Source organism: Candidatus Sericytochromatia bacterium (assembly GCA_035285325.1).
GTDB lineage: Bacteria > Cyanobacteriota > Sericytochromatia > S15B-MN24 > JAQBPE01 > JAYKJB01.
This window is the reverse complement of sequence record JAYKJB010000096.1, coordinates 1-25575: the sequence shown is the minus strand read 5'-3', so window position 1 is coordinate 25575 and position 25575 is coordinate 1. Positions and strand designations below refer to the sequence as shown.

Sequence of the window (25575 nt, the reverse complement as noted above, 5' to 3'; positions counted from 1 at the left end):
GCGCGACCGTGGGATGGGGCCGGCACGAGACCCAACCGATGGAGCACCAAGCTCGTCAGTAACCCCGCGAGCAAGGCAAGGCCACTCAACAGCAAGTAGATGGCCCAGATGCGCGGGGGCGTCAGTTGCCATTGCAGGCGCGTGCCGAGTCTGGCCAGCGGGTAGGCCATCAGGCAGGGGACGGCCGCCCAGAGGCGAAGTGCCAGGGACCACACGGACGTCACGGCAGGAGTCGCCCCCCGCCGTGAGCGAAACCCGTCGTGGTTCCGCTATTCCTCATCTTGCCGGAGTTTCGCCAGGATGCCATAGTCTTCCAGCGTGGTGGTGTCGCCCACCGTTTCTTTGCCGGCTGCGATGTCCCGCAGCAGGCGCCGCATGATCTTGCCACTGCGGGTTTTCGGCAAGGCTTCGGTGAAACGAATGTCGTCAGGGCGAGCCAGCGCCCCGATCTCTTTCACCACGTGCGCCTTCAGGTCTGCTTTCAGTGAATCGTTGGCCGAATGACCAGGTCCCAGCGTGACGAAGGCCGCCACCGCCTGACCCTTGAGGTCGTCTGGCCGTCCGACCACGGCAGCCTCCACCACGGCCGGATGGCTGACGAGGGCGCTCTCGATCTCCATCGTGCCCAGCCGGTGACCTGATACATTGATCACGTCATCGACGCGCCCCATGATCCAGACGTAGCCGTCTTCGTCCTGGTGGGCGCCATCTCCCGTGAAGTACATGCCGGGGATTTCTTTCCAGTAGGTGTTCACGAAACGCTCGTCATCACCCCAGAGCGTCCGCAACATGGAGGGCCAGGGTTTCCGGACCACCAGGAAGCCGCCCTGGCCCCGAGGAAGTTCCTCCCCGTGCTTGTTGACGATCGCCACATCGATGCCAGGCAGCGGCAAGGTGGCGGTGCCTGGCTTGGTGGGGGTGGCGCCCGGGAACGGGGCCACCATGATGCCGCCCGTCTCCGTCTGCCACCAGGTGTCGACGATCGGGCAGCGTCCGCCCCCGATGATGTGGTGATACCACATCCAGGCCTCTGGATTGATCGGCTCGCCCACCGTGCCGAGCAGCCGCAGCGAGCCGAGGTCGTGCTTGCGCACCCATTGTTCGCCCCATTTCATGAAGGCCCTGATGGCGGTCGGGGCGGTGTAAAACACCGTGACCCCATACTTCTCCACCATTTGCCAGAGGCGATCCGGCTCCGGCCAGTTGGGCGCCCCCTCGAACATCACGCTGGTCGCACCGTTGGAGAGCGGCCCGTAGACCACGTAGCTATGTCCCGTGACCCAGCCGATATCGGCGGTACACCAGTAGGTGTCACTGTCCTTCAAGTCGAAGATCCAGCGCGTGGTGAGCGTGGCATTCAGCAGATAGCCGGCCGTGCTGTGCAACACCCCTTTGGGCTTGCCGGTCGACCCGCTGGTGTAGAGAATAAACAGCGGGTGCTCACTGTCGAGTGGCACGGCCTCACAGTCGAAGGTCGTGCAGGCGGCCAGTTCGTGCCACCAATGGTCCCGCCCCGCTTGCATGGTCACAGCCTCGCCGGTTCGGCGCAGCACCACCACGTCCGTCACCGTCGGGCAGTGCTGCAGCGCAGCGTCTACCGTGACCTTGAGCGGGACGGTCGCGCCGCGTCGGTAGCCTCCATCCGCCGTGACCACCAGTTTGGCGCCGGCGTCGTTCACGCGGTCCTTGATCGCTTCCGCCGAGAAGCCCCCGAAGATGATGCTGTGGGTCGCGCCGATGCGGGCGCAAGCCAGCATGGCGATCGCCAGTTCCGGCACCATCGGCATGTACAGCACGACGCGGTCACCTGCCGCGATGCCGAGGCGCTTGAGCGTGTTGGCAAAACCACAGACCTCCCGGTGCAACTCGTGGTAGGTGAGGACCCGCGTGTCGCCCGGCTCTCCCTCCCAGACGATGGCCGCCTTGTTGCGACGCCAGGTCTGCAGGTGTCGGTCGAGGCAATTGGCACTGATGTTCAGCTTTCCGCCGGCGAACCAGCGCGCAAAGGGCGCATTCGACCAGTCCAGGACTTGCTCGAAAGGCTGGTCCCAATGCAGCAACGCCCGGGCCTGGCTGGCCCAGTAGGCGTCCGGGGCGGCGGCCGCTTCGCGTCGCAGCGCCTCGTAGGCCTCCATCGACCCCACGTGGGCTTGTGAGGCGAAGGCTTCCGGCGGCGGGAACAGCCGGGTCTCATGCAAGACGGATGTGATTTCGGTGCTCACCGGGACCTCCTGCTCACGAGGCGACGCACGCGCTCTGGCGCGCCTCTTCACACGCTTCGACCGGCTCGAGCCAGATCTCCGCCAGGGTGGGGTGGAGATGGGGAATCTCCAGAAACTGCCGACACGTCGAATGAAAGTACATGGCCACGATCATCTCGTGGATCAGGTCGGCCCCCTCCGCGCCTACCACCGCGGCGCCCAGAATTTCACCCGTCTCACGATGGGCGATGACCTTCACGAAGCCGTCCGTGAGATTGGCGACCAGCGCCTTGCCCTGGTCGTTGAAGGGGTAGGTACCCACCACATGCGGAATGCCCGCAGCGCGACACTCCGCCTCCGAACGCCCCACCCGAGCGACGTTGGGGTCGCAGAAGATCGCCCACGCCAGCAGGCGATCATCGAAAGCCGGCAGTGCCTCCCCCAAGGCGTGGCGGGCGGCGTACGTGCCTTCGGCAATGGCCACATGCACCAGCTGGTGCCGGCTGGCCGCGTCTCCCACGGCGTAGATGTGACGTGTGCTGGTGCGCAGATGGGCGTCTACCGGAATGCGCTGGGGCAGGTGGTGAACCCCGGCGGCGTCCAGATCGAGTCCCTCCACAGCCGGTACGCGACCGGTTGCCACCAGCAGGGCCTCGGCTTCCAACTCGAAGGTGGTGCCGTCTCGTTCCACTTCCAGCCGGTAGCCCTGCGAGGTGCGCGTGACCCGATGGAATTGCAGGCGGGTTTCGAGGCGGATTCCTTCGTTCAGCATGCAACGGGCGACCTCCGCCGAGACGTCGCCATCCTCGCTCGCCAGGACGCGCTCGGCGCGCACGGCCAGCGTGGTTTCGACGCCTAGGCGCGCCATGAACTGGCCAAGTTCCAACGCGATCACGCCCCCGCCCATCACGATCAGAGAGCGCGGCGGGCGCTCGAGGGCCAGCACGTCGTCACTGGTCCAGTAGCCGGCCTCAGCCAACCCCGGAATCGGCGGAGCCCAGGGACGGGAGCCGGTTGCCACCAGGATGGCCTTGGCGGTCAGGCGGCGATCGCCCGCCTGGAGCGTGTGGGCGTCCAGGAAACGCCCCGCGGCCTGAATCCACTCGAAACCCTGCTGGGATTCGATCCCTTCGCGTCGGTAGCGAGCAAAGTCTTCGACCCAGTGTGCCTTGCGGGCCATGATCCGGGCGAAATCGAAGCCCACAGGACCCACCTCGACGCCGAGCGTCGAGGCATGGCGAGCCAGATGTAACACATCGGTGCTGCGCAGCAGGGCTTTGGTGGGCATGCAGCCCCGCAGGATGCAAAGCCCTCCGAGCGGCCCCGGATCGATCAGGGCAACGCGCGCCCCTGCCGACCCGGCCGTCCGAGCTGCCCAGTAGCCGGCCGAACCCGCGCCCAGCACGGCGAGATCGAAGTCAAAATCAGTCACGACCATCCTCGCGGCAACCTGACCTCGGCATTTTACCGCCTCAATCGGGAACCCGACAGAGGATGGTGCGGGTTTCAGTTCGGTCGTCGGGTGGGGCCCCAGCCCAGTTTGCTCTGAAGTCGTGCGTAGAAGTCGATTCGATCGAACTTCACCAGTCGGGCGCGGCGCGAGGCCCGCGTGAAGACCACGTGGTCGCCCATCCGGACCGGAATTCCCGGTTGGCCGTCCGCCGACAGGACCAGTTCCAGGTCGGCCGGCCCCTCGACCACCACCCGGATGTTGACCCGGTCGGACAGGACGATCGGGCGGGCCGACAGCGAATGTGGGCAAATCGGGGCGAGCACGAACACCGGCAGATCCGGCGTCAACAATGGTCCGCCCGCAGAAAGGGCGTAGGCAGTCGAGCCGGTCGGGGTTGCCACGATCAGCCCATCGGAATCGTAGGTGGTGAGGTAAGCACCGTCCACGTAGGTGGCCAGCTCGACCAGCCGCGAAAAGGCCCCCTTTGAGAGGACACAGTCATTGAGCGCGTAGCCGTCTCCGAGTGCTTCGCCCTGCCGAAAGGCCTGGGCGTGCATCATGGCGCGGTCCTCCAGGCGAAAGTCGCCGGACGCAAAACGCTCCAGGGCTTGCGGAAGTTCGTTGAAGGCCACCTCGGAGAGAAATCCGAGGCGTCCAAGGTCGACTCCGAGCAGCGGAATGGGCCCATCGGGAGCGCCACTGGCCAGCCGTGCGGCAGTCAGAAAGGTGCCGTCTCCTCCCAGCACGAGCACCAGGTCGGCTCCGCTCACGTCGCCAGGGTGGGGCGTGCGTGCTGACATCACGCTGGCCGCCCAACCCAAGGGGGCCAGCCAATCCCGCAGTTCCGCCAGATAGGCCGACATGTGCGGCTTGTTTTCGGCGTGGACCACCACGATGCGTTTCACGGGTACCTCGCTGACCGATGGAACTTTCTGCGGACGACCACGGTGGGCTTATTGCTTTCTTAACCCAGAGTGGCCGAAATCCAACCGCGAGCCAACTGCCCTCCCCGACCTTATTCCCAGAGAGAGCGCCCCACCGACCGGAGACTGGAGGGGCCGCTGAGGAGGAGAGAGCGATGTTTCAGAATCAGACCCCCGTCCGTGCCCTGATCGGCAAGACCAAGTTCCGTCGCTAATTTCAGCTTCCGTTTCTCGGCCACGTGCGGAGGGTAAGTGGCGCTTGGCATGTTCGAAGCCTGGCGCCACCAAGCCAAACTCGCTCCCTCCGAGCCACCGGCCTTCTCGTTCGCGCGCAAGGCGCTGCTGACAGACGAACGCCTGCCACCGGTGGTGCTGCTGGCTGCGGGGCCCGGATACGGCAAGAGCACCTTGGCCTGGCAGTTGGCCAGCCGGGAGCCCACAGCCACGCTGGTCTGGCTGACGGCCGACCCTTACGACACGGATGACGCGTCTTTTTTTGCCGCGCTCACGGTGGGGGTCAGGCAACATATCCCTGATTTCGGACGGGAACTCGAACCGCTGATTCAGGCCGGCAACCTTCCGACCCGGCTGCTCGCCCGTCGCTTCTTCGAGGCGATCGCCGCCTACAATCTGCCCGCCTTCCATCTGGTCCTCGACGACCTTCACCACCTGCAAGACGCTAATCCGGCGCTGGTCGAGGCCCTGGTCGGGAGCTTTGAGGCCTTGCCTCCAGGCACGCGACTGTTCATCACCACCCGCCGGCGGCTCGACCTGCCACTGGCTCGCCTGATCGCGCGCGGCCGGGTGCTGGAATGGGGGGCGGAGCAGCTGCGCTTTTCGGCTGAGGAGGCCGAAGGCCTGCTATCGCAACACGCCCCTGCCAAGCTTCAGGAGCCGGTCTGGCAGGACCAACTGGCCCGGCTGGAGGGCTGGCCGCTCGGCGTCACTTGGCTGCTGGGGGCCCAGACGCCCCTGAAAACCTGGCGCGTGGAAGGCCCCGACTCCGTGACCAGCCTGGCATCGTATGTGGCGGAGGAATTTTTCCTGGGCCAGCCCGAAGCGCGGCGCGTCCTGCTGTTGCAAGCCTCTTTGCTGCACGAGGTGAGCGTGACGGCCCTGAGCGAGGTGTTCGACGCGTCCGATGCCGAGGAGCAGGTGAGGCAACTGGCGGGCGCCATGTTGCTGAGGTCCCAGGGCGAAGGCCGCTATCGCCTTCCGGCCTATCTCAAGGCCTACCTGGGGGACCTGTGCGAGACCAGCGTGTTACCGGCGACGCGGAAGGCCTGGCACGGGCGGGCGGCTCGCTGGTACGAGGCCCAAGACCAGCCGGAACTGGCCCTGAACCACCGCATTGCGGCGCAGCAATGGCCCCAGGCGCTGCAGGATGCGCAGAGGGCCATTCCAGGTCTGCTCCTGTACGGTCGAAACCAGGCGGTCGCGACCCTGTTGGCCCAGTTTCCAGCGGATACGCAGGCCTCGAGCCCCTGGTTGAGGCTCTGGCAGGGACATCTCGCCCTGCGGCGGGGGCAGCAGGGCGAGGCCGCTCATCATTACGAGCAAGCGGCCTTGGGCTTTCAAGGCAGCGGCGACCCGGGCGGCGCCTTCAAGGTCGCGCTGCGTCGTTGTGTGCTGGACCTCTTCACTGGCGAGCAAACGTCCTTTGCGCAGCGCCTGGATCAGCTGGAGTCGCTGCGTGAGGCGGCCCGCCCCGAGGACCGGGCCGATCTGGAAGTGGTGCGCTCCGTGGCCGCGGAACATCGCGGGGACCTGGTCCTGATGCAGGCCTGCAGCGAAGCCGCCCTGGCCGTGCCGGTCGAGGCCAATGGGGAGGTCGCGGCCTGCCATGCCACGGCCTTGATGAACCTTTACACGGTGGCCTGGCTGCGCGGCGATTTGAGGGCGGCGCGCCGCCACGCCGAGCGGGCCCTGGATATCTCGCAACAGTGGCAGATGCCCGGCTATCGACTTTACCTGGCGTTCTTGCTGGCCTCCCTCGAACTGGTGGAAGGCCGGGTGGATGACGCGGAGAGGCGCTTGCGAGCGCTGCCCGCGACCTGGCCGGATGTGCTCGACTTTCAGGAACGGGGCATTGCTCAGACCGTGATCGGCCATTGGCACGCGGCACGTGGCGCCTGGCGCGAGGCCGAACAGGCGCTGCATACCGCTCTGGATATCTTCGCGGAGGCGGGGCACGCGGAGGGACGAAAGATTCCGCTGGAGCGATTGCTGTGGCTCTGGGTGGCGCGCCACCAGCCCGCGCGGGTGAAGCATCTCGCGGCCCAGACTGGCCCGTCGGAGCTTCGCAGCTTGCACGATCTGGCCCTGCTGCTGCCTCAAGCGCGTGCCAGTTTGGAGTTGGAAGACGTGGCGGGTGCGCAGGCCCTGCTGGACGGGTTGCTGCCGGCCCTGGAAGCTCACGGGGCACAGTTGCTGCTCGCCAGGGCTCAGCGACTGCAGGCCTTGGTGGCTGCTGCCGCTGGAGACGTCGTGGCCGCTCGCGAGGCGGCGCGGCAGAGCCAGGCGATCGCCGAACGCGAGGGCTACGATTTTCTGGCGGCGGAGGACCCCTGGCTCGCCGAGCGCTTCAACAGCTGGGTCGGGCGGTGGAGCGAGGCCGGTGAGGCGCCTGCCGGTGACGTGCTCACGCCACCGACCGCTTGCTCCCATGCCGTCCGTTGCCTGGGTGCCTTTGAGTTTCTGCGTGACGGCGTGGCGCTCGACCATGCGTTGCGCAAGAAAACCAAGCTGGTCCTGGCGGCGCTGGTGCTGCACCCGCGAGGTTTGACGGTCTCGTCGCTGGCGGAGGTGCTGGGGCTGCAATCGGTCACGCCTGGCAACCTGAAGACCCTGCAGGCGGATGTGGTGGCCATCCGTCGGGCGCTCGAGCCTGAGCTCGCCAGTGGAAAAGCTTCCCGCTATCTGCGCTTTGAAGAGGACCGCTACGTGCTGGACTGGACCCTGTTGGGAGAATCGGACCTGATGCGCGTGGAGCGTGAACTGAGCCGAGCCGAGGCGCAGATGCTGACCGACCCGGCCGCCGCCCGTGCTGGCATTGAACGGGCACTCGCCGATGTGCGGGGAAACGTGCTCCCGGAAGGGTTCTATGCGAGCTATTTCGAGCCTGTGCGAGATGGTTTGCGCAGGCGGGTGAGTCGCGCTTGCTCGTGGCTCGCGCGACTGCAATGCGAGCGCGGAGAGTTCAAGCGCGCGGACGACACCTTGCGCCAGGCGCTTGCGCTTGCGCCGTGTGACGAGGAGCATTACCTCGCGATGATGGAGGTGCAGCGCCAGTTGGGGCGGCCTGAACGAGTTCGCCAGGTCTATTGGGACTGTCGCAAGGCGCTCAAGTCAGAATGGGGCGTTTCGCCGAGTGAGGCCTTCGAACGGGCCTACCGCGACCTCGCTGCGCAACTGCGCTGACCGCGGCGTGTCTGCCGCCCTAGCGGCGACCTCCATAACTGGGAGCGGAGCTGCTGAAGCCACTGTAACCGCCGATGTCCCCGGCCGGGTTGGGCTGGGAGCGCACCCAGGTGTCCACGTTGAAGGTCGGCTGTGGCTGCGGCTCCGCCTCAGCCTTGGGGGCTTGCGCCTTGTTTTGAGCCGGTGCTTTGCTCTCTACCGGCGCCGCAGCGCGCTTGTGCGAAATTTCTCGCATAAAACCACCTCCACCAACCCACTCCACCATGTGTATCGCGACAGAGACCCGCAAACTTGCGTGGAAATTGTCAGGGACTGACCAGCGGGCCACGCTGGATGTGCAGGTTTCGCACCACCGCCTCGCGACGGTCGGTCAGCAGCACCCCGCCGTGAGGGTCAAGGTTGATATACCCCAAGGAGGGCAGGTAGGCGAGGCGCGCATCGCCTGTCAGGTAGCGCGTGTCGAACCCCCCCGCCAGCGTGTAGACCTTGCCGTTCTGTTTCAGGCGCACCCGGCCATTGCCCGTGTCTCCGACCAGCAGGTGCCCATCCGCGGTGAAGCAGATCGATCCCGGCAGGTTCAGCAGGGCCGTCACCGCGGTCGGAGCGACGTTCCCATCGGGGTCGGGAATGCCGCGCGTGGTTTCATACACCGACGGGTAGTTCACGCCTGGCAACTGGGTGTCGATGAAACCCGGCACGTCTCGCTTGCCCACCACCCGGGTGATGGCCTGGGTCGCCGGCGGGGTCCCCACGCTGAAAGTGGCCGGATCTTGTCGGGTGAACTTGAAGACCCAGTGGCGCCTCGTGTCAGCCACGTACAGTTCCGGTTGCGCCGCGGAAGGTGGCGACAGACGCAAGTCGAGCGCCCCATCCGGGGTGTAAGGGGCACCTTCCAGGGTCAGCGGCACGCGGAAGATCAGACCGTCCTGTTCTCGCACCACCAGAACCGCGCCTGGAAAGTCCTCCAGGCCCGCATCCAGGATCCAGAGATTGCCCGCGGCATCCCGTTGCAACCCGGTCGGTTTGGCCAGCCAGGCCGACTGCGCCGTTTGGCCGTTCGCGGGCGGTCCCCAGGATGCGCCTTCGATGGGATCGAGGGGAATGCCCCGCCCGGCTACGCTATACAGGTTGGTGTGCTCAAAGGCTGGCGAGGCGAGCGAGTCGCGGTGAAAGTGGCGGATGTCGCCACCCGGCAGTAGCATGACTCGTCCCGTCAGGGGCTGGGTGAAATACAGCGAACTGCGGGTGACGGTTCCGGTGGCCTCTTCGACGGCCAGCTTGGCGGGGTTGTAGAGCGGAAACCCATCCGGCTGCATCGGCACGCCGTCGCCCAGGGTCGCGTCGGCTGCCCCCCGGAAGGCGGATTCCCACACGTTCGGATTCGGAGGGCCATTGACCACGCCCGCGATGGTGTAGAGGTTATCGCCTGTCAGACTGGGCTCATTGGCGCCATAAAGGGGACCAGACAGGTTGGCCCCCGCCGCCGGCACCATCGAGACCAGCTGGACCCCATCCTGGGTGAAAAAGAGATGGCCCGCGTCGTCCCTGACCGCGTCGACGGGTTCCACGATCTGCGCCGTCAGCGCCGGCATCCCATCGCTCTGAGCGTATCCTCGGATGCCGATACCGGCCAGGCGCGTCAAGGCCAGCGGGCGGAACCCCAGCAGGCCGAACCACTGCTCCGACAGCTCGTTGGCCACCACGGGCGTGCTGGCGCCCCCGGCCGTCACCCGGCTGCCGAAGGCCTCGACGTAGGCGTTTCGAAGGATGTGGCCCGAACCCGCGCGCAACGCTTCGATCAGGGGCAAGGACGCCCCCGTGTCTTCCAGGGGCACCTGGGGGGCCAGCGTTCGCGTGCGCGCCAGCAAGGTGTCCAGGTCCGGGGCCGTCAGGTCCGCCAGCGAGGGGCCTGTGGCCGTCGCGTCCGGGTAGAGTTGCCAGCGCGCCAGTTCAGCCACCATGCTCGTCGACTCGTCGAGCACCGTGTGGCTCGCGCCCGCGGGAACGATGGCGCTCAGCCGGTGCCCCCGCGCCAGCAAGGCGTTCACCACGCAGGGGGCGGTGGCGGGGATGCTGGCCGTGAGCGTGAAGGCTCCGCCGGTCGCGGTGGTGTCCTGAACGACCTGTCCGTTGCGAGTGTACAGGCGCTCATCCAGCGACGAAACCGTCACCAGGGCGCTGCGAACCGGCCCCACCGCCTGCGCCAGGCGATAGGCCACCGCGTTGGAAGCGAAATAATCGTCCTGCAACTCGTTCAGGGTGACCGTGCCGACGAGGTCCGCCGGGTTCGTCAGAGCACGGAATTCCCGGGTACCCGCCGGGACCGGTGGCAGCAACGAGGGGGCTGCCACCATCTGCCCCGCAGTGCTGGCGTGTGCTGGGCCGCTGGCCTTGCTCCCTACTCGTTCCGCTGGCCCCCGCGGAAGGGCGACGTTGCTGCCTGCCCCGGTGCAGCCGGACAGCAACATAAGCGACAGGATGGAGGCATGAAATCGTGAGGACGCCATGGTTCAGTTCTCCCACTGCCGCCAAAGCTTGCGCAGGCGACCATGGCGGTAGTCTTGCAGGAGCACGTTGCCCTCCGGATCGACGTCCAGCTTTTCGGTGTCGTAGAGGTCCGCATAGTTCCGAGCATCGCCATCGAAGGCGTTATCCGTCCCGTTGGTTCCCGGACTGTGGTATCGACCGGCAATGGTCCGGATCGTGCCGCTGGCGTCGACCATTCGGATCAAACCGGCGCCGCGATCGTTGATGTAAAGCCGGTGCCGGCTGTCGAAGGCAAGGCCGCTGGGGTAACTCAGCTGAGCGGTCACGGCCGGAACTCCCTGGCCCAGACTGCTGGCCCCTGTGGCCGGTGGGAAGTCGAAATCGCCCTGTCCGTTGCTTTGGCGAGGCCCCGGCGGCAGGCCCACCACCGTGGTCACGATCCCGGTGGCGCGGCTGATCTTGCGCACCCGCTGGTTATCATAATCCGCCACGTATAGACATTCATCCTGAGGGTTCCAGGCCAGGGAAAGGGGCTGGTCGAACTTGGCCATCTGGGCATGGCTTTCATCGCCGCCGTAGTGGCCCAGCCAGCCCGTTCCCCCCACAGGGGTGTTGGCCGGGTCCCAGGTGGGGTTGCCGGCAATTGTGTAGATAGCCCCGGCCTGCATGAGCGGGGCAGTGCCGCTGCGCCCGAGCACCTCCCCGAGATTGTTGTAGAGCGGCGTTTCGTAGTTGAAATATCGTCCAGTGACCTTGGGAATCATCCGAATGCGGTGATTGCCCTTGTCGGCAATGTAGATATTGCCGAGTTCGTCGACCTCCACGTCCCACGGTTGCTCGATGTGCGCATAGCGCGCCGGGTTGGGAATCGGGTTGCCATTGACGTCATTACGGGGCCCCTCATCCCCGGTGCGCCAGTTCGAGGTGGTGGCCGAGGCGTAATTGGTCGGGAGGACCAGGGTTTGCGAGGCCATATAATCCGGGAAGCTCGCTTCGCTGGAGTTGAGGAACCCGAGCCAGAGCGGGTGTTCGCGGCTGATGAACCCGTAGAAGGGATCGGTCGGGTTGTTCAACGGGAAGTCCTCACCAGCCACCACCTCCACCCGGTGCCGCTCGATCGGGAAGGTCACGCTGGCCGGCGGGGTGCTGGGGTCGTTATCGTGGTCGAACGGGTCCGACACGCCCGCCAGGGGATGGCCAGGCTCATAGAGGGTGCTGCCTGGAACCGCCTGGTCGACCATAAATACGCGCATGATCTTGTTGACACCAGGGTCTGCCACGAGCAAGGAACCGGGATTGGCCGGATCGGCACTCGGTTCCCGTTCGATGCAGATCCCCAGCGGCTGGCCCAGGGCATAAGTCGGCAACCACAAGCTGGTCACCTTGCGAAGCGCGCCGGCCGCGTCGAGGCGCAGCCAGCGAATGTGGCCGCTACTGCCGGCGGCGGTGGCGCAAGAAATGAACACGTCGCGCCCGCCGTAGGCGTTGCGCGTGTGGGAGACGGCCACGCCGTAGTTGAACCCCAGCGGAATGGTCAAGGGCTTCGGCAGGGAGCCATCTCTCACATCGCCGCTGGCGAAGCCCAGCTGCGTGAAGTTGGCAAGGTTGCCTTCGACGGTGGGCGCTTCCCCATTGCCGAGGATGGAGGTGATGGCGGTCGGCCGTTCGCCCAGCAGCGTCTTCCACAGGTCCGAGATGGCACGCAACGTCGCGTTGGTCACCTCGGCGGCCGTCAGGGCCACCACATACTGATTGCGCAGGTTTTCGGTCCGTTCAGCTCGCAGGTCAAACCGCGCCACCTGGCGTGGCTGGTTGGTTTCGTCGATCTCCGTCAGCACCGAGGGCAGGATCCCGGCGACGATGGCGTCCTGAGTTCGGACAGCCACCTCGCGAAAGGTCTGAAAGGCATAGCTGACCAGGCTGCGGCCGCGCCGGAACGCGTCGCCGCGCAGCAGTTCGGTGGCCATCGTCGAGCCCAGGTTCAGGTTGATCTCGTTGGAGCTTCCGGCCGGCACGATGAAGCCCGTCAGGCGCAGGTTGTCGTTCAGCCAGGCGTTGACGACCACATCCTGCCCCAGGGGGTATCCGGAGGCAAACTGGAAACGCCCGGCCCCGTCGACGGTGGTGGCCAGGACCTTGCCCTGGCTGTCCAGGAAGAAGCGTTCGTCGCGGTTGGTCAGGTACAGGAACGCCTGGGTGAGGGCCCGATGAGGTTCCGCAGCCAGCAAGGCATAGCGCGGCGCCTCAGGCCCTGCGGCCCGGTACAGGCGCACCTTGCCCAGCAGGGAGCCGCCCTGGTCGCTGACCAGCCCGCCGCCGTTGTTGGAGATCAGCTTGGCGCCGCCGTTGCTGATCACGGAGGAGCCGTTGTTGCTAATGATCGCGGCCCCGTCGCCCGAGAGCAGGCGGGTGGGGGCCGTCAGGGTTCCATACAGTCCTGGGGGCGGTGGTGGCGCCGCGGGGCCACTGCTTCCTCCGCCGCCAGAACCGCCTCCTCTAGGAGGGGGCGGCACGACGGCAGAACTGGGCAGGGGAATGGGCAAGGGGACCGTGGGGGTCAGGGTCAGCGGGGGGTCCTGCGGGGGCGGGAGCGGAACCTGGGGCCCGTTGGGCGTCTTGCCCGTGGCGCCCGGGGTCTGGTCACGCGGGGGAAGGCCTGGGTTGGTTCCTGGCGCGGTGTTTCCGCGGATGCGGGTCAGCGGTGACTTGGCCATCGGTACGCCACCCGGCGCGCAGGCGGCCAGCAAAAGCGTCAGCCCGAGCAGGGCTCGCGCGACTCCGGACGGTCTCAGGGAGCAAGAACGTGTGGGCCCTCGATACGTCATGCGGCGGGTGTGGCTCCTCTGCTAGCGGCAGAAACCTGAAAGGGCAGCGCCGTCGCAGACGCCAAACATGTTCTACCCAAGCTTGGCCGGGCCGTCCGGGCAGTGACCGGATTCACGCGGGCGAGACCAGACTGCGGTGGGCGGCTTGCACCACGTCCTCCAGGTCCGGCGTCTGCTCCGGCGCGACGGGCTGCCAGTGGGCCAGAAATTCGATATTGCCTTCAGGGCCTTTGATCGGGGAATGGGTCAGGTGGACCAGGTGCCACCCGAGATTCAAGGCCTCGCGCTGGGCCTGGGCCAGCACGGCCAGATGGGCCTCCGGGGAACGAACGATGCCTGCCTCGGTCTGACCCTTGCCGACCTCGAACTGGGGTTTCACCAGCGTGATCGCTTCACCCTCGGGCCCGAGCAGGGCGAACAGCGCCGGGAGAACCTTGTCCAGCGAGATGAAGGAGAGGTCCGCGACCACCAAGGAGGGGCGTTCCGTGAAATCCTCCCGCTTCAGATGGCGGACATTTTGACGTTCCCGCACGTCCACCCGGGGATCCTGGCGCAGTTTCCAGGCCAGCTGGCCGTATCCCACATCGACAGCGTAGACGAGGCGCGCCCCTCGCTGCAGGCAGACGTCGGTGAAGCCCCCGGTGGAGGCGCCTGCATCCAGCACCACCCGCCCCGCCGGATCGACGCCGAATGCCTCCAAGGCGCGTGCCAGTTTCAGTCCGCCTCGGCTGACATAGGGATGCACCTCCCCCGTGACCTGCACCTCCGCGGAGGCCGAGACGGCTTGACCCGCCTTGGTGACCGGGCGATCGCCCACCCGCACCAGACCGGCCATGATGGCCGCCTGCGCCCGTTCGCGCGAGGGAAACAGACCACGCTCCACCAGCAACTGGTCCAGGCGACGTTTGTCCGTCATTGAACCTGCGCGCCCACGTAGCGGGCGATCGCCCGCAGGGGGTTGGCCTCACTGCCCCAGCCTCCCAGCGTGGCGAGACATTCCTCCGTGGTCTGGTCGAGTCGGCGACGGGCCTCGTCCAGGCCAAACACGGTCACATAGGTCGCCTTGCCGGCCGCCGCATCCTTGCCGGGCGTCTTGCCCAACTCTTCCGCCGTCCGCGTGCTGTCGAGGATATCGTCCGCGATCTGGAAGGCCAGTCCCAGCGCGTCGGCATAGGCGTCCAGGGCTTGGGCCTGTCGCTCGTCCGCCGCGCCAAGCAGAGCCCCGATGCGAACGGCCGCCCGGATCAGGGCGCCGGTTTTGTGGCGGTGGATGAACGAGAGGGTCTCCGGGCCCACGGCCTTGCCCTCGGATTCGATGTCGACGACCTGTCCGGCGATCATGGCCACCGTCGCACGGGCCAGTTCGTCCAACGCCGCGAGGCGCGACCGCGGGTCATCTCGCCCGGCGGTGGGCGCGGTCAGCGCGGTGAAGGCCCACGCCAGCAGAGCATCCCCGGCCAGAATGGCCTGCGCCTCACCGAAGACCCGATGATTGGTGGGCAGCCCGCGCCGCAGGTCGTCGTTGTCCATGGCGGGCAGGTCGTCGTGGATCAGGCTCTGCGTGTGGATCAGTTCCACGGCGCAGGCAGCGGTCAGAACTTCGTGCGCCTGGCCACCCAGGGCTTCGACGGTGGCCAGACACAGCAGGGGGCGGATGCGCTTGCCCCCCGCCTGCAGGCTGTAACGCATCGACTCCCAGAGTCGGGCAGGCTCGCCGGTCGCCACCAGCCGGGCCAGCTCAGCGTCGACGGCCTCTTTCCAGCCTTGCCAGTAGGTTGGCAGGTCAAACGTGGCAGCTGAGGGCACGACAGCGACTCCTCCCAGAAAAACGCGGGACGCGTCATGATGCCGGGGCGGGCAGGTCTTGTAAATGCGTCGCAGGCTTGGCTCGTACCAAGGTCACTGTCGCCTTCGCCCTGATCCGATACAAGATCGGGGCCACTGCTCCTACCTCTGGAGGGACTCTTACCCGTGTCACGCGCTGGATGCTTTCGCTCGTTTGCCCTGTCAGTCGTCTGCGCGGCGATGCTGCCGGTTCCTCAGGCCTGGGCGGCCTCCGGGGTGGCCGACATGCGCGATGTCAGCTCCGAGCACTGGGCCGCCCAGGCGATTCAGAGCCTGAGCGAGAAATACGGCGTCATGTCGGGCTTCCCGGACAAGAGTTTCCAGGGTGCTCGCACCGTCAGTCGCTACGAGCTGGCTGCTGCGTTGGCCAAGTTGATTGCGACGCTCGAGCGACGGATTGCGATCGCCACGGGAACGCCGGTGCCGGATGCGGGCATCGCTCCGGAAGACCTGCGCACGATTGCCCGTTTGCAACGTGAATTCCGGGAAGAGCTCGATCTGGTCAAGGAACGCCTGGATGGCCTTGAGAACCGCATTGGCGAGGTCGACAAGCGCCTGAAGGTCTCAGGCAGCGTGCGGGTGGACTACCGGGATTGGCTCTCGGATCCCCGCAACACCCTATCCACGCTGCCTGATGCTGATTTTCGGGTGCGTCAGGCGCTCGATTTCGAGGCCAAGCTGCCGCGCGACCTGGCCTTTCAGAGCACCCTGATGGCGGACCTGTATGCCCCTCCCAGCGCGGCCAACGCCTTTTTGCGCGGCAGCACCAGCCGTCCCGTGATGGACGTGTACCTGTCCAAGGCGCTGATGCGGTACAACCCTGGCTGGGCCGACATCCATGCCGGCGTCGGTTCCTTGCGTCAGCATCTCAGCTATGGCCATGCCAAAGCGGACCCCTTCAAAGCCAGCGTGTGGAGCAACGGCACGGGGGGCTTCGGCTTCGTCGGGACACCTGGGCTGGACCTGGATACCGCCGGTCAGCCCACGCTGGCGAATGCGCCCGGCGGAGCGGCGGTCTGGCAGCCGGGTACCGAGACTGCGATCGACTTCGTCGACCCCAACAACAGCAAGCTCTACGGGGCCCAGGGGGACGTGCTCGCGACCACCCAGTTCGTCAGCGGGCCCCTGCGCTTCGGCCTGGGGTTCACGCGCGGTGGCCTCAGCGGTCCGCTGTTGCAGGGAGGCACCACCCTCACGGCGAGTTCCCTGCCGGCCTTTGCGCAGTGGGACCAGCCAAGCCGGATGGTCGCCGCCGCGGCGTTCGATGGCGGTATTGCCCGCCTGCACGCCCTGACCAGCGCGCCGAACGGGACCTGGCTGGATCCATCGGCCCGCAACCGTTTCGCGGCGGCAGGGTTCGAACTGGGCGGTGAGGCGCTCGCGCTGACGGGGGAATGGTTGGCCCAAGGGGCGCTCTCGCCGACCTCGTGGGCTTCCCATCGTGCCGCGCTGCGGCTGGGGTCGAGCAACCTGCTCGATACCGGCGTGGGACTTCATCTCGGCTGGCTTTCCGGTCATCTGGCATCCTTGACGCCCAGTCTGGCGCGACCGGGTCTGATCGAATTCACGACCCGACCGAACGGCCCAACCCAGCCCGACTTTCAGTCGCTGGGCTTGCTGGTGCGCACCCCGGCTGTGCTGATCATCCCGTCCTTCACCCTCGCCTTGCAGCAGACGGGAGGCGGCCCCGATGGACTGAACGGCGCCCTCCAGACGCCTTTTGCGTCAGGCCTCACCCTCCAGACTGAGCTGGCCCTGTTCGACCTGCCCGCCCTTCAGTTCGAGTATTCCCGGGGCAAATTTGGCCTGGGCAGCCCACAGGGGCTTTTCTCGGCCGCGCCCTTCACGCACGACCAGCTGGCCCTCTCCACGGGGCTGACGTTCTGAACGAAGCGGCTTGGCCATTCAGCTGGGCGCAGGGGCCTTTCGATGTGGTAATTTACGTCCGGCGCGCCCTCCCGAGCGACCCCCGGGTGCGTCGGCCCTTCGGAAGAGGTTTTTCCTATGCACGCACTCGATGACCCTGCTGCCCTGACGGACCAGGATACTTCCGGCATGCTCGGTTGTGTCGACCGCCTCCCGGAGGTGATCGAAGCCGCTTTCGCGCGGGGAAAGGCCTGTTCGCTGCCATCAGGCACCTTCGACATGGTGCTCGTGTGCGGCATGGGGGGCTCCGCCATCAGCGGTGACGTGCTCCGAACCTGGGCGCTGGACGCAGCCCCTGTGCCGGTGCTGGTCCACCGTGGCGATGTTCTGCCTGCCTACGTGGGGGCGCGGTGCTTGCTGATTTGCCTGACGTACTCCGGCAACACGGCGGAAACGGTCTCCACCTTGCAACAGGCGATCGCCCGTGGCGTCTCCACGGTCGTCATCAGCAGCGGCGGCCAGGCAGTGGAACTGGCTCGCTCGGCGGGCTTGCCGGTGGTTGATCTGCCCGGGGGCTGGCAACCGCGCGCGGCCCTGGGGGACCTGCTCTTCGCTCTGCTGGGCGTGGTCACTTCCTTGCCTGGCTTTCCTGCGGTGGACGTCGCGCGAATCGCCGACCACTTGCGCGCGCGACGCGCGCTCTGGGCCGTGGAGGTGCCGAGCGCTTTGAATCCGGCCAAGCGTCTCGCCACGGCTCTGAAGGGCCGGTTACCCTTTCTGCTTGGAACGGGGCCCTCCACCGAGGCGGTGGCAGTGCGCTGGAAGTGCCAGATCAACGAGAATGCCAAGGCCACGGCCTTGCTGGGGCACTTGCCGGAGTTCACCCACAACGACATCGTGAACCTGACCGCGCAGGGCCACCCTGACCTCGTGTTGATTCACTTCAAAGACCCGGGTGATACCGCGTTGCTGCAACGCCAACGTCTTCACACGCTCGACCTGCTGCGTCCCCACCTGGGTGGCGTTCAGGAGGTGGAGGGGGAAGGCGGTGATTTGTTGACCCGTCAGCTGCAGATGATCTATCTGGGGGACTACACCTCGGTCTATCTCGGGCTGCTGAATGGGCATGACCCCACGCCGGTCGCCGCCATCGGCGAACTCAAACGTCGGATGGCCCTGGCGCTGGAGGAAAACAACGCATGAAGGCGGTCATCGTCGCGGGCGGCTCGGGCACCCGCTTGCGCCCGCTGACCTACAACGTGCCCAAGCCGATGGTGCCGCTGTTCGAGAAGCCGTTCCTGCAGCACCAACTGGACCTGCTCCGACGCCACGGGATCCGAGATGTGGTCATCAACCTGCACTACCTCTCAGCCGCCATCCAGGACCACTTCGGGGATGGTTCGGACAGCGGGATGCGGGTGGCCTATTCGCTGGAAGCCCAGCCAATGGGCACCGCCGGGGCGGTGCTGCTGGCGAAACCCCATTTTGATGACGAGCCATTGGTCGTGTTCAATGGGGACATCCTCACCGACGTCGACCTGACGGCCTTGGTGCGCGCTCACCGGGAACGCGGGGCGAAGGCCACCATCATGATGGTGCGCGTGACCGATCCGACGGCCTATGGCCTGCTGTTCACGGCCGAGGATGGCCGGGTCACGCGATTTCTCGAGAAACCGTCCTGGGACGAGGCCACCCTCGACACCGTCAATGCCGGCATCTACGTGCTGTCGCCGGAAGTATTCGAATACGTACCGGAGGGTGAGGCCTTCAGCTTTGAGCGGGGTCTGTTTCCCCTCCTTCTGAAGCTCGGCCTGCCGGTCTATGGTTTCTTGTCGGAGGCGTACTGGTTGGACATCGGGTCACCGGCCAAGTACCTTCAGGCCCATGTGGATGTCCTCATGGGACGGGTGCAGGTCGAGCTGGACGCGACCCACACGGCCAATGGGATCTGGGTGGCCGCTGATGCGGATATCGATCCGACGGCGGAGCTGCGTGGACCGCTTTATATCGGGCGTCGGGCGCGCATCCGGAAGCGGGCCCGGGTCCGGGAATTCTCCGTGCTGGGCCCGGATGTCGTGGTGGATGACCGCGCCTCGGTGGAGCGGGCCCTGGTGGGAGCCGGCTCTCTGGTCGGCGAGGATACGGTGCTCGACGGTTGTATTGTGGGCCAGCGATGCCAGCTGGGACCCTCGACCCGCGTGGGCCAGCATGTGGTACTCGCCGACGATTCCTCGCTGGGGCGGGGGACGCAGGTCGGTCCCTAACGACCGGGGGCGCTGGGCCCGCCTGGCCCGCTGGCTTGCGGGATGGCTGCGAGTGGCGTCACCGGGGTGACGCCGCTCACGCGCGTGCCAGCGCCATCCGAGGTACCATGACGCACGTATCCGGTGCCGGGTTGGGGGGCGTGCCATGGCGAAGTTGAGGGTTGCGGTGCTGATGGGGGGACCCTCCAGCGAGCGTGAGGTGTCCTTGCGTTCGGGCCAGATGGTGCTGAAGAATCTGGCGCCCGAACAATACGCGGCTTTCGGGGTCGAGTTGAATGAGCTCCTGGATTCCGCCACCGCCATTGCCGAACTGGCGGCCAGAGCCGACTTTGTTTTTCTGGCGCTGCACGGACGTCTGGGGGAAGACGGCACGATTCAGGGTCTGCTGGATGCGCTCGGGTTGCCCTATCAGGGGTCTGGCGTGATGGCCAGTGCGATCGCCATGAACAAGGTCCGTAGCAAATCGGTGTACGCCGAACTGGGCATTCCCCAGGCCCGCTGGCTGGATTGGCGCCACCTCGGAGACGGTCGCTGGCAGCGGGGCAATGCGGCGAGGCACGCGGAGCGGGGTCTGGAGGCGCTAACGGAGCTGGAACTGGCTCAGATATGTTGCGCCGAACTGGGCGAAGACCTGGTCTTGAAGGGGGCCTCTCAGGGATCGACGCTGGGCCTGGCCATGGTCCAGGGCCAGCCAGCCTTCGCTCCCGCTTTGCGGGAAGTGGCGCCCTATGACGACGAAATCTTGGTTGAGGAGCGGATTCGGGGGCTGGAGGTCACGGCCAGCGTGCTGGGCGGCTCCGCCCCACTTGCCTTGCCCCTGGTTGAAATTCGCCCGCGCACCCGGGATGTCTTCGACTATGAGGCCAAGTACACCCCGGGCGCGACGGATGAAATCTGTCCGGCCCGGATACCCGCAGACCTCACGGCGGCGGTCCAGCACCTGGCTCTGCGCGCTCACCATGGCATCGGTTGCGAGGGCGCCTCGCGCAGCGACTTTATCCTGCGGGACGGCCAGCCGTATATCCTGGAGACCAACACGCTGCCTGGGTTGACCGAGGGCAGCTTGCTGCCGCAAGCGGCCCGTGCGGCCGGCATCATGATGCCGGTGTTGCTGGACCGTCTGGTGTCGGATGGGCTGCAGCGGGCGGCCCGTCGCTCGACCCGTCGGGCTGAGCACCCGCAGGCGTAGCCCCCGCCAGGACCGTCGCGGCGGGCCGGGCGGGCAAGGGCTTCTCGGCACCGGACGCAGTCGGTCGTGCAGCGCTTCCGGTGGTCTGGCGTTGCAAGATTGCGACCGTCTGGTCGTCGGGCAGAGGGGCCTTGCCTGCAAACGTCGAGAGTTCTCCGCGCAGGTTTTCCAGCGCGGTTTGCGGTTCCATGCGGGCCACCTTCTGAAACAGGGCTGCCACCCGCTCGTGGCCAAGCGACACCCCTTGCTCGTCTTCCAGGTCTTCAAGTCCGTCCGAATAGACGGCCAAGCTGGCGCCCTGTGGCAGGGTGAACCGAACCTCCTTGTAGACGACCCGTGGATTGATGCCAAGGGGCAGGCCTTTGGCCGGAACCGGCTGGCCGTCCAGCAAGGGCGGTGGATGGCCCGCATTGGCCAGCAGCACGGACCCGTCGCGGGCGTCATAAATGAAATAGACTGCCGCCACGAAGATCTTGTTGCTCGGCCGGTTCCGATGGATCAGCTTGTTGAGGCGACCCAGGGTGCTGGCCGGTGAGGGAATGCCCGGTGCCAGGGCACGAAAAAGCGTGAGGGAGACCGCCATCATCAACGAGGCTGGCACGCCCTTGCCCGAGACGTCGCCGATCAAGACGCCCCAACGGGTGGCGTCAATCTGCACGAAATCGTAGAAGTCCCCCCCCACTTCCAGCGCGGGGGAGCAATGCGCCGCCACCAGAGCCCCTGGCACGTGGGGCAGGCTCTTCGGCAGCAATCCCATCTGCACGTCACACGCAATCTCCAACTCGCGCTTCAGGCGTTCTTGCCCGGCCAGTTCGCCGAACAGCTGGGCGTTTCGCAGGGAGAGCGCCAGGCTCTGCCCCAACGCATCCAGCAGGGCAAAGTCGCCTGGGGTATAGCCCTCACTGGAAACCTTGGGGCCCAGCAGGAGGCGGCCGATCATCCGGTCACCGACCTTCAAGGGAATGCTCACCTCTTCCTGACTGGGACCCTTGCGCAGCAGTGCGGCAGGGTCGGCCACCCCGCGCATCCCCAAGGTTTCCAGCCCGCCTTCCGGGCCCTTCACCACGACCATCTGGTAGGCGGGCGTGAGGGATTCGGCGACGGCGTCCAGGAACGCGTCGGTGTTGGCCGTGACGTCCAGTGATTCGCGCGAGGCGGCCGCGAAGTCACCGATGATGTCTCGAAAATCGGGCGACAACGGTGAAACAGCCGCTGGTCCCTCTCTCTCGGCGGTGACCGCGCGTCGTCCCCGCGCCCAGCGCGCCAGGGCGAGGGCGGTCAGCAAGGCGATCGGCGCGTCCACGGCCAGGTCCGGCACGTCCAGGTGCAAGGCCATCAGGTAGCCGCGAATGCCCAGGACGGCCAGCAAGTAGAAAAAGGCGGTGAACAAGACGGCCCAGAAGCCGAGGGACCGCTTGCGCGCGGACGCGGGGGAGGAAAGACGAGAGGGGGATTGGGGCATCGATGGGGCTCAAAGAGGTTACAGGAAGCGGATGATTCCCCCTCGAATCTCCTTGTCGCCGTGGGTCATCGCAGAGGTCAGGGTCGTTTGGACGTGGTGCGTCAGATCATCCTCGCCCATATCCAGGATACCCAGGATCGGACGATAGTTGCCGGCATTCACGGAACCAATCGCCCGGCGCAAATTTTCCCATTCCCGTTGATGGGCCAGCTGCTTCTGCGCCAGGGGGGACAGGGTTCGTTCGATCGCGCGCACCAGTTCGCCCAATTTGGGTACCTTCCCCCCGTCCGCCAAGGCTTCCTGAACGGCAACCGGGAGATGGGGGTAAATTCCACGGCGCACCAGGGAACCGACCGGGTCTGCCGCAAACTCCCGTCGAAAGGCATTGTCGGGGCGAGTCAGCAGATCGAGGGCCTCCTGAAGGTTCTCCGTCTGGATCCGATAAAGGCGCGCCTCCTCGGCCAGGGAGGTTCCTGTGACAAAGTCGTGCTGGGATTCCTCCAGGACGTGTCGGCGATAGTCCGGGTCCTCCAGCAACTTCCGCTCGGAGGTGGAGAGGGCGCTGCTGACCCAGGGGCCCAGGGCTTTCTCCAGGGCGCCGGCGCCGGGCTGGAGCCAGGCCCTGACGAACTGGGTATTGCCTTCGCGCACCTGCCGGGAGACCTCGGAGAGCGACAGTTCCAGCGCTCCACCATCCAGGCTCTTGATGAACCGTTGCTGCTCCTGCTGGATCGCCTGGACGAGTCCTTGAACCACCTTGAGCGGATCGGCATCCTTGGCTCCTTGCTGGATGGCAAACCGCGTGACGGCTGCCCGCAATTGGTCAGCGCCGTGGCTTTCCTGACCGAGCACGGTGAGTGCTGCCCGGAAGGAGGGATCCGTCAGGGCGGCTTTCAATTCGTTGGGGAGGCGCTTGTCCGTGAGCTGCGCCGTGGTTCGGGTATCCAGCAGCTTGGTCACGGACTCGCCATTGGGGGCACTGAGTTCCTGCAGAGCGCCCAGTGGGTCAACGCGTCGAAGGGCCCGCGAGACCAGCGGCTCTTGGTCGCTCCCCAGGCGACTGCGCAACTGGGCCCCGGAACGTCCGGTGTCCAGCAGGGCGTCGATCAGCGTCCGTACGGCCAAGGCCCTCTTCTCACTGGCATTCAGTCTTTGCGGGACATACCCGGTTTCTTCCAGCGTTTCGGCGGCCGCGGCGACCAGTCCCTGCAAGGAGACGGGGTCCCGCAGGGTGGCCTTTTCTTCCGGGGAGAGCCGAAACCACGTGGCCCCCAAGGCCAGTTCCGGCGATACCCTCAGCTGGGCGGCCAGTGGCAAGGCCTGGAATTGGGCCTTGAATTCTCGTTCCGGAGCGCTGGCGTTCCCGATCAGGCCCATCACCTGCTGGGCGACCCCCGCCAACCAAGGAAAACGCCGCTGGCTTGCCGGCAATCCGAAGGCGGCGGCTTCCCCGACCGGTTGCATTCTGGCGACTTCGCCCCGGTAAGCCTGCAAGATGGCTTGCCCGGTCTGAAGGTCTCGCAGGGTACCCGGCCCGCGGGTGCCGAGATCGAGCCGCAAGCGTCGCGTGAGGGCCTCCAGGTCACCTCCCTGCGCCAGAATCCGCTGTTCGCTGGCACGCAGACGCGCCACATCCAACCGAATGCCATGGTGCTGGCTCACCCGAGCCAGCGTCTCCGGGGAGACCCGGCCTGCAACCGCCAGAGAAGTCAGGACTTCAGGTAGGTCCACGCCTGTCGCGAGGGCCATGGCTCTGACGTCTGCGGGTGGGTAGAGATTGGCTTCCGCGTTGAGCATCAAAAATTTCCCCGGCGCCCGCGTGAGCAGGGCCTGCGGGTGATGCACCAGCAGCTTGAAGGCTTCGCCGAGGTCCGCGACGGGGTCGCGTTGAGCCTCCGGTTCGCCCAGGAACCCCCCTGCTTCGGTGGCCTGAAATTCGAGACTGCTGCCGTCCACCAGCTCAATTCGACCGCCTCCCGGTACCGGCAAGGCGAGTGGGTCCTCGACGGCAGGCGCCGCAGGGGAGGCTCCCGTAGCCTGCGGGCGGAGGGACGTGCCTCCAGCCGTGCTCGGCCGGGCGATTTCCGGTCGTGAGGGGAGCTGGGAGTGCCCCGCGGAGGCCAGGGGCCCCGAGGGTCTCGCAGGGGGGGAAGTGCCTGCCGACCCTGTCTTTATCTGGGGACCGGCAGAGGACGCTTGGTTGCCGCTTTCCAAGGGGCCGCTCGGAGCCTGCCCGCCAGGTCGGACCTGGCGCGGGTCAGCGACGCCGCCTCCGGGGCCCTGGCGTCGTCCTTGGCTGCTCAGCGGACTGGAGACTCCACCGGCAGCCGGGGAGGCCCCCTTTGCCGGGGGGGGCGCTCCTTCCAGAGGGCCCGTGAAGGGCTGGCCCGATCCTGGCCGAGTGAGCGACTTCACGCCCGGAACGGGGGCGCCGGCGTCCGATCCACCTGGCGAGGTCGGGACCAGCGGGGCGCTGGCAGAGAGCGGAGCGCGCGGACTCAGTGGCACGGAGGCCGAGCGACGTCCCGGAGGCAGGGGACCGGTGGGTGGGTTCGGAGCCTGCTTCAGAGCGGAAGGGCTCAGCGGCGCGGTGCCGGCCGGTTGTCCCGGGCGGGCGCCAGGAACCGAGCGTTGACGGGCCAGGGTTGCCAGGGAGAGCGACTCGACCGGGCGGCCGGGCTCCCCCAAGTCTCCACCTGGTCGGCGGTGCCTGACGCTCCAGCCCGAGAGACGGGCAAATTCTCGTCCCGGGCGCGGGTCACGCCCCCGCGCGAGGCTTCGCCCAAGCGCTCGGGCCAGTTCGAGCGTCAGCGTGCTGCGACCCCCGAGCTTGGGCAAGGTGAAGGCTTCGACGGCTATCTGGATCGTTCGTTCGGACGTCAGCAACTGGACCAGGCGGTCTTGTTCCGCCCTTTTTTCGAGTTCTTTGGTGTCCCGTTCAGTCTGCTTCGGGCCTTCGCTCGGAACCGTGGAGAGGACTTTGAATGCGTAACCGTGCCACTGGCGCAAAACGGCGGGCGGCAAGGCTTGCAGACTTGCTTTCAGGTCAGCGACCTGTTCCATGGTCCAGTTGCCCACCAGCTGTGCCCCGGGCAGGACTTCCCTGATCATGGCCGAGGCAGCGGCCCCCACGCTGACCTGGCTCGGTAGGACTGGTGCCGCGGAGACCTGCACGGGTAGCAGGGCCGAACTGTCGGCCACGCTGGGATCGAACCCCACCGTTCCCGTCGGTTGGGTCTGGATCGTGTTGGGGGCTTCGCCAGGCGCTGCCTGAAGGCTTCCTGTTACAAAGGGTTTCGGTGGGGGGCCCCCCACCTGGTGAAGCCCATCTGGGGTCATGCTGGTCGCTCCCGTCTGGCGAATTGAGGTCTCGGCGTCGGCCTTTCTCGCGGGACCTGACCCTGCTTGTCGTGGCAGGCAGCCCAGGCTTGTTGCCTTAAACGGTTCCTTAATACAAAATTCATCGTCTTACCAAAATCCATCGTCTTACAGAAATCCATGCCTGCCCTACAGCGCGCGGGTCTGGTTTGCGCCCGCGCGGTCGACCCACTGCATCAGGTCTTCCGCCAGACTCACGGGGAAGCCCAGTGTGGCGATCGCCTCCTTGGCCTCCAGCTTCAGGGCCCCGATGCGCGCCCGA

General features: G+C 66.5%; 16 protein-coding genes. 5 read left to right on the top strand and 11 right to left on the bottom strand.

Annotated features, from left to right (window positions below):
• From VKP62_12580 to VKP62_12565, 4 genes are all read right to left on the bottom strand, one after another.
• The coding region (locus tag VKP62_12580) for a hypothetical protein (protein MEB3198028.1) at positions 1-224 on the bottom strand (224 nt) is incomplete at its 3' end.
• A gap of 45 nt (positions 225-269) precedes the next feature.
• Complete coding sequence (gene acs, locus VKP62_12575) at positions 270-2222, bottom strand: acetate--CoA ligase (protein ID MEB3198027.1); 1953 nt, start codon at positions 2220-2222, stop codon at positions 270-272.
• A gap of 13 nt (positions 2223-2235) precedes the next feature.
• Positions 2236-3639: a dihydrolipoyl dehydrogenase gene (locus VKP62_12570; protein MEB3198026.1), complete on the bottom strand. Its 1404-nt coding sequence runs from the start codon at positions 3637-3639 to the stop codon at positions 2236-2238.
• 68 nt (positions 3640-3707) lie between these two features.
• Positions 3708-4559 carry an NAD(+)/NADH kinase gene (locus tag VKP62_12565; protein ID MEB3198025.1) on the bottom strand — a complete coding sequence of 284 codons (852 nt, stop codon included), beginning with the start codon at positions 4557-4559 and terminating at the stop codon, positions 3708-3710.
• Between the two features lie 270 nt (positions 4560-4829).
• Here VKP62_12565 and VKP62_12560 point away from each other — a divergent pair, with 270 nt between their 5' ends.
• Positions 4830-7997, top strand: a complete 3168-nt coding sequence (locus VKP62_12560; protein MEB3198024.1) for a BTAD domain-containing putative transcriptional regulator — start codon at positions 4830-4832, stop codon at positions 7995-7997.
• Positions 7998-8016: 19 nt separating this feature from the next.
• Here the strand turns inward: VKP62_12560 and VKP62_12555 are convergent, their stop codons facing one another.
• The 5 genes from VKP62_12555 to VKP62_12535 all read right to left on the bottom strand — a co-directional run bounded on the left by VKP62_12555 (position 8017) and on the right by VKP62_12535 (position 15115).
• Positions 8017-8232 carry a hypothetical protein gene (locus VKP62_12555; protein ID MEB3198023.1) on the bottom strand — a complete coding sequence of 72 codons (216 nt, stop codon included), beginning with the start codon at positions 8230-8232 and terminating at the stop codon, positions 8017-8019.
• A 70-nt stretch (positions 8233-8302) separates the two neighbouring features.
• Positions 8303-10504, bottom strand: a complete 2202-nt coding sequence (locus VKP62_12550) for a hypothetical protein (protein MEB3198022.1) — start codon at positions 10502-10504, stop codon at positions 8303-8305.
• Between the two features lie 3 nt (positions 10505-10507).
• Positions 10508-13198 (bottom strand): hypothetical protein, encoded by a 2691-nt coding sequence (locus VKP62_12545; GenBank protein ID MEB3198021.1) that lies wholly within the window; start codon positions 13196-13198, stop codon positions 10508-10510.
• A gap of 223 nt (positions 13199-13421) precedes the next feature.
• Positions 13422-14225, bottom strand: coding sequence for a TlyA family RNA methyltransferase (locus tag VKP62_12540; GenBank protein ID MEB3198020.1), 804 nt, complete (start codon positions 14223-14225; stop codon positions 13422-13424).
• A complete protein-coding gene (locus VKP62_12535) occupies positions 14222-15115 on the bottom strand; it encodes a farnesyl diphosphate synthase (protein ID MEB3198019.1) in 894 nt (297 codons plus the stop codon). The genes VKP62_12540 and VKP62_12535 overlap by 4 nt, the downstream gene beginning before the upstream one ends.
• 165 nt (positions 15116-15280) lie before the next feature.
• Here VKP62_12535 and VKP62_12530 point away from each other — a divergent pair, with 165 nt between their 5' ends.
• The 4 genes from VKP62_12530 (at position 15281) to VKP62_12515 (ending at position 20473) form a co-directional block, all read left to right on the top strand.
• Positions 15281-17041 carry an S-layer homology domain-containing protein gene (locus tag VKP62_12530; protein ID MEB3198018.1) on the top strand — a complete coding sequence of 587 codons (1761 nt, stop codon included), beginning with the start codon at positions 15281-15283 and terminating at the stop codon, positions 17039-17041.
• A gap of 117 nt (positions 17042-17158) precedes the next feature.
• Entirely contained in the window at positions 17159-18223 is a 1065-nt protein-coding gene (locus VKP62_12525; protein MEB3198017.1) for a bifunctional phosphoglucose/phosphomannose isomerase, read from the top strand.
• Positions 18220-19284, top strand: coding sequence for an NDP-sugar synthase (locus VKP62_12520; protein MEB3198016.1), 1065 nt, complete (start codon positions 18220-18222; stop codon positions 19282-19284). Before VKP62_12525 ends, VKP62_12520 begins: the two co-directional genes overlap by 4 nt.
• Positions 19285-19429: 145 nt before the next feature.
• Complete coding sequence (locus tag VKP62_12515; GenBank protein ID MEB3198015.1) at positions 19430-20473, top strand: D-alanine--D-alanine ligase; 1044 nt, start codon at positions 19430-19432, stop codon at positions 20471-20473.
• Here VKP62_12515 and VKP62_12510 read toward each other — a convergent pair.
• Entirely contained in the window at positions 20379-21935 is a 1557-nt protein-coding gene (locus VKP62_12510) for a SpoIIE family protein phosphatase (protein ID MEB3198014.1), read from the bottom strand. The genes VKP62_12515 and VKP62_12510 overlap by 95 nt on opposite strands.
• 18 nt (positions 21936-21953) lie before the next feature.
• Complete coding sequence (locus VKP62_12505) at positions 21954-23924, bottom strand: hypothetical protein (protein ID MEB3198013.1); 1971 nt, start codon at positions 23922-23924, stop codon at positions 21954-21956.
• Positions 23925-25575: the final 1651 nt, after the last annotated feature.

Bases quoted from the DNA above. Each gene is read 5' to 3' on its own strand.
- VKP62_12570 (MEB3198026.1), bottom strand. From the start codon at position 3,639: ATGGTCGTGACTGATTTTGACTTCGATCTCGCCGTGCTGGGCGCGGGT.
- VKP62_12555 (MEB3198023.1), bottom strand. From the start codon at position 8,232: ATGCGAGAAATTTCGCACAAGCGCGCTGCGGCGCCGGTAGAGAGCAAA.
- VKP62_12550 (MEB3198022.1), bottom strand. From the start codon at position 10,504: ATGGCGTCCTCACGATTTCATGCCTCCATCCTGTCGCTTATGTTGCTG.
- VKP62_12545 (MEB3198021.1), bottom strand. From the start codon at position 13,198: ATGGCCAAGTCACCGCTGACCCGCATCCGCGGAAACACCGCGCCAGGA.
- VKP62_12540 (MEB3198020.1), bottom strand. From the start codon at position 14,225: ATGACGGACAAACGTCGCCTGGACCAGTTGCTGGTGGAGCGTGGTCTG.
- VKP62_12525 (MEB3198017.1), top strand. From the start codon at position 17,159: ATGCACGCACTCGATGACCCTGCTGCCCTGACGGACCAGGATACTTCC.
- VKP62_12520 (MEB3198016.1), top strand. From the start codon at position 18,220: ATGAAGGCGGTCATCGTCGCGGGCGGCTCGGGCACCCGCTTGCGCCCG.
- VKP62_12515 (MEB3198015.1), top strand. From the start codon at position 19,430: ATGGCGAAGTTGAGGGTTGCGGTGCTGATGGGGGGACCCTCCAGCGAG.
- VKP62_12510 (MEB3198014.1), bottom strand. From the start codon at position 21,935: ATGCCCCAATCCCCCTCTCGTCTTTCCTCCCCCGCGTCCGCGCGCAAG.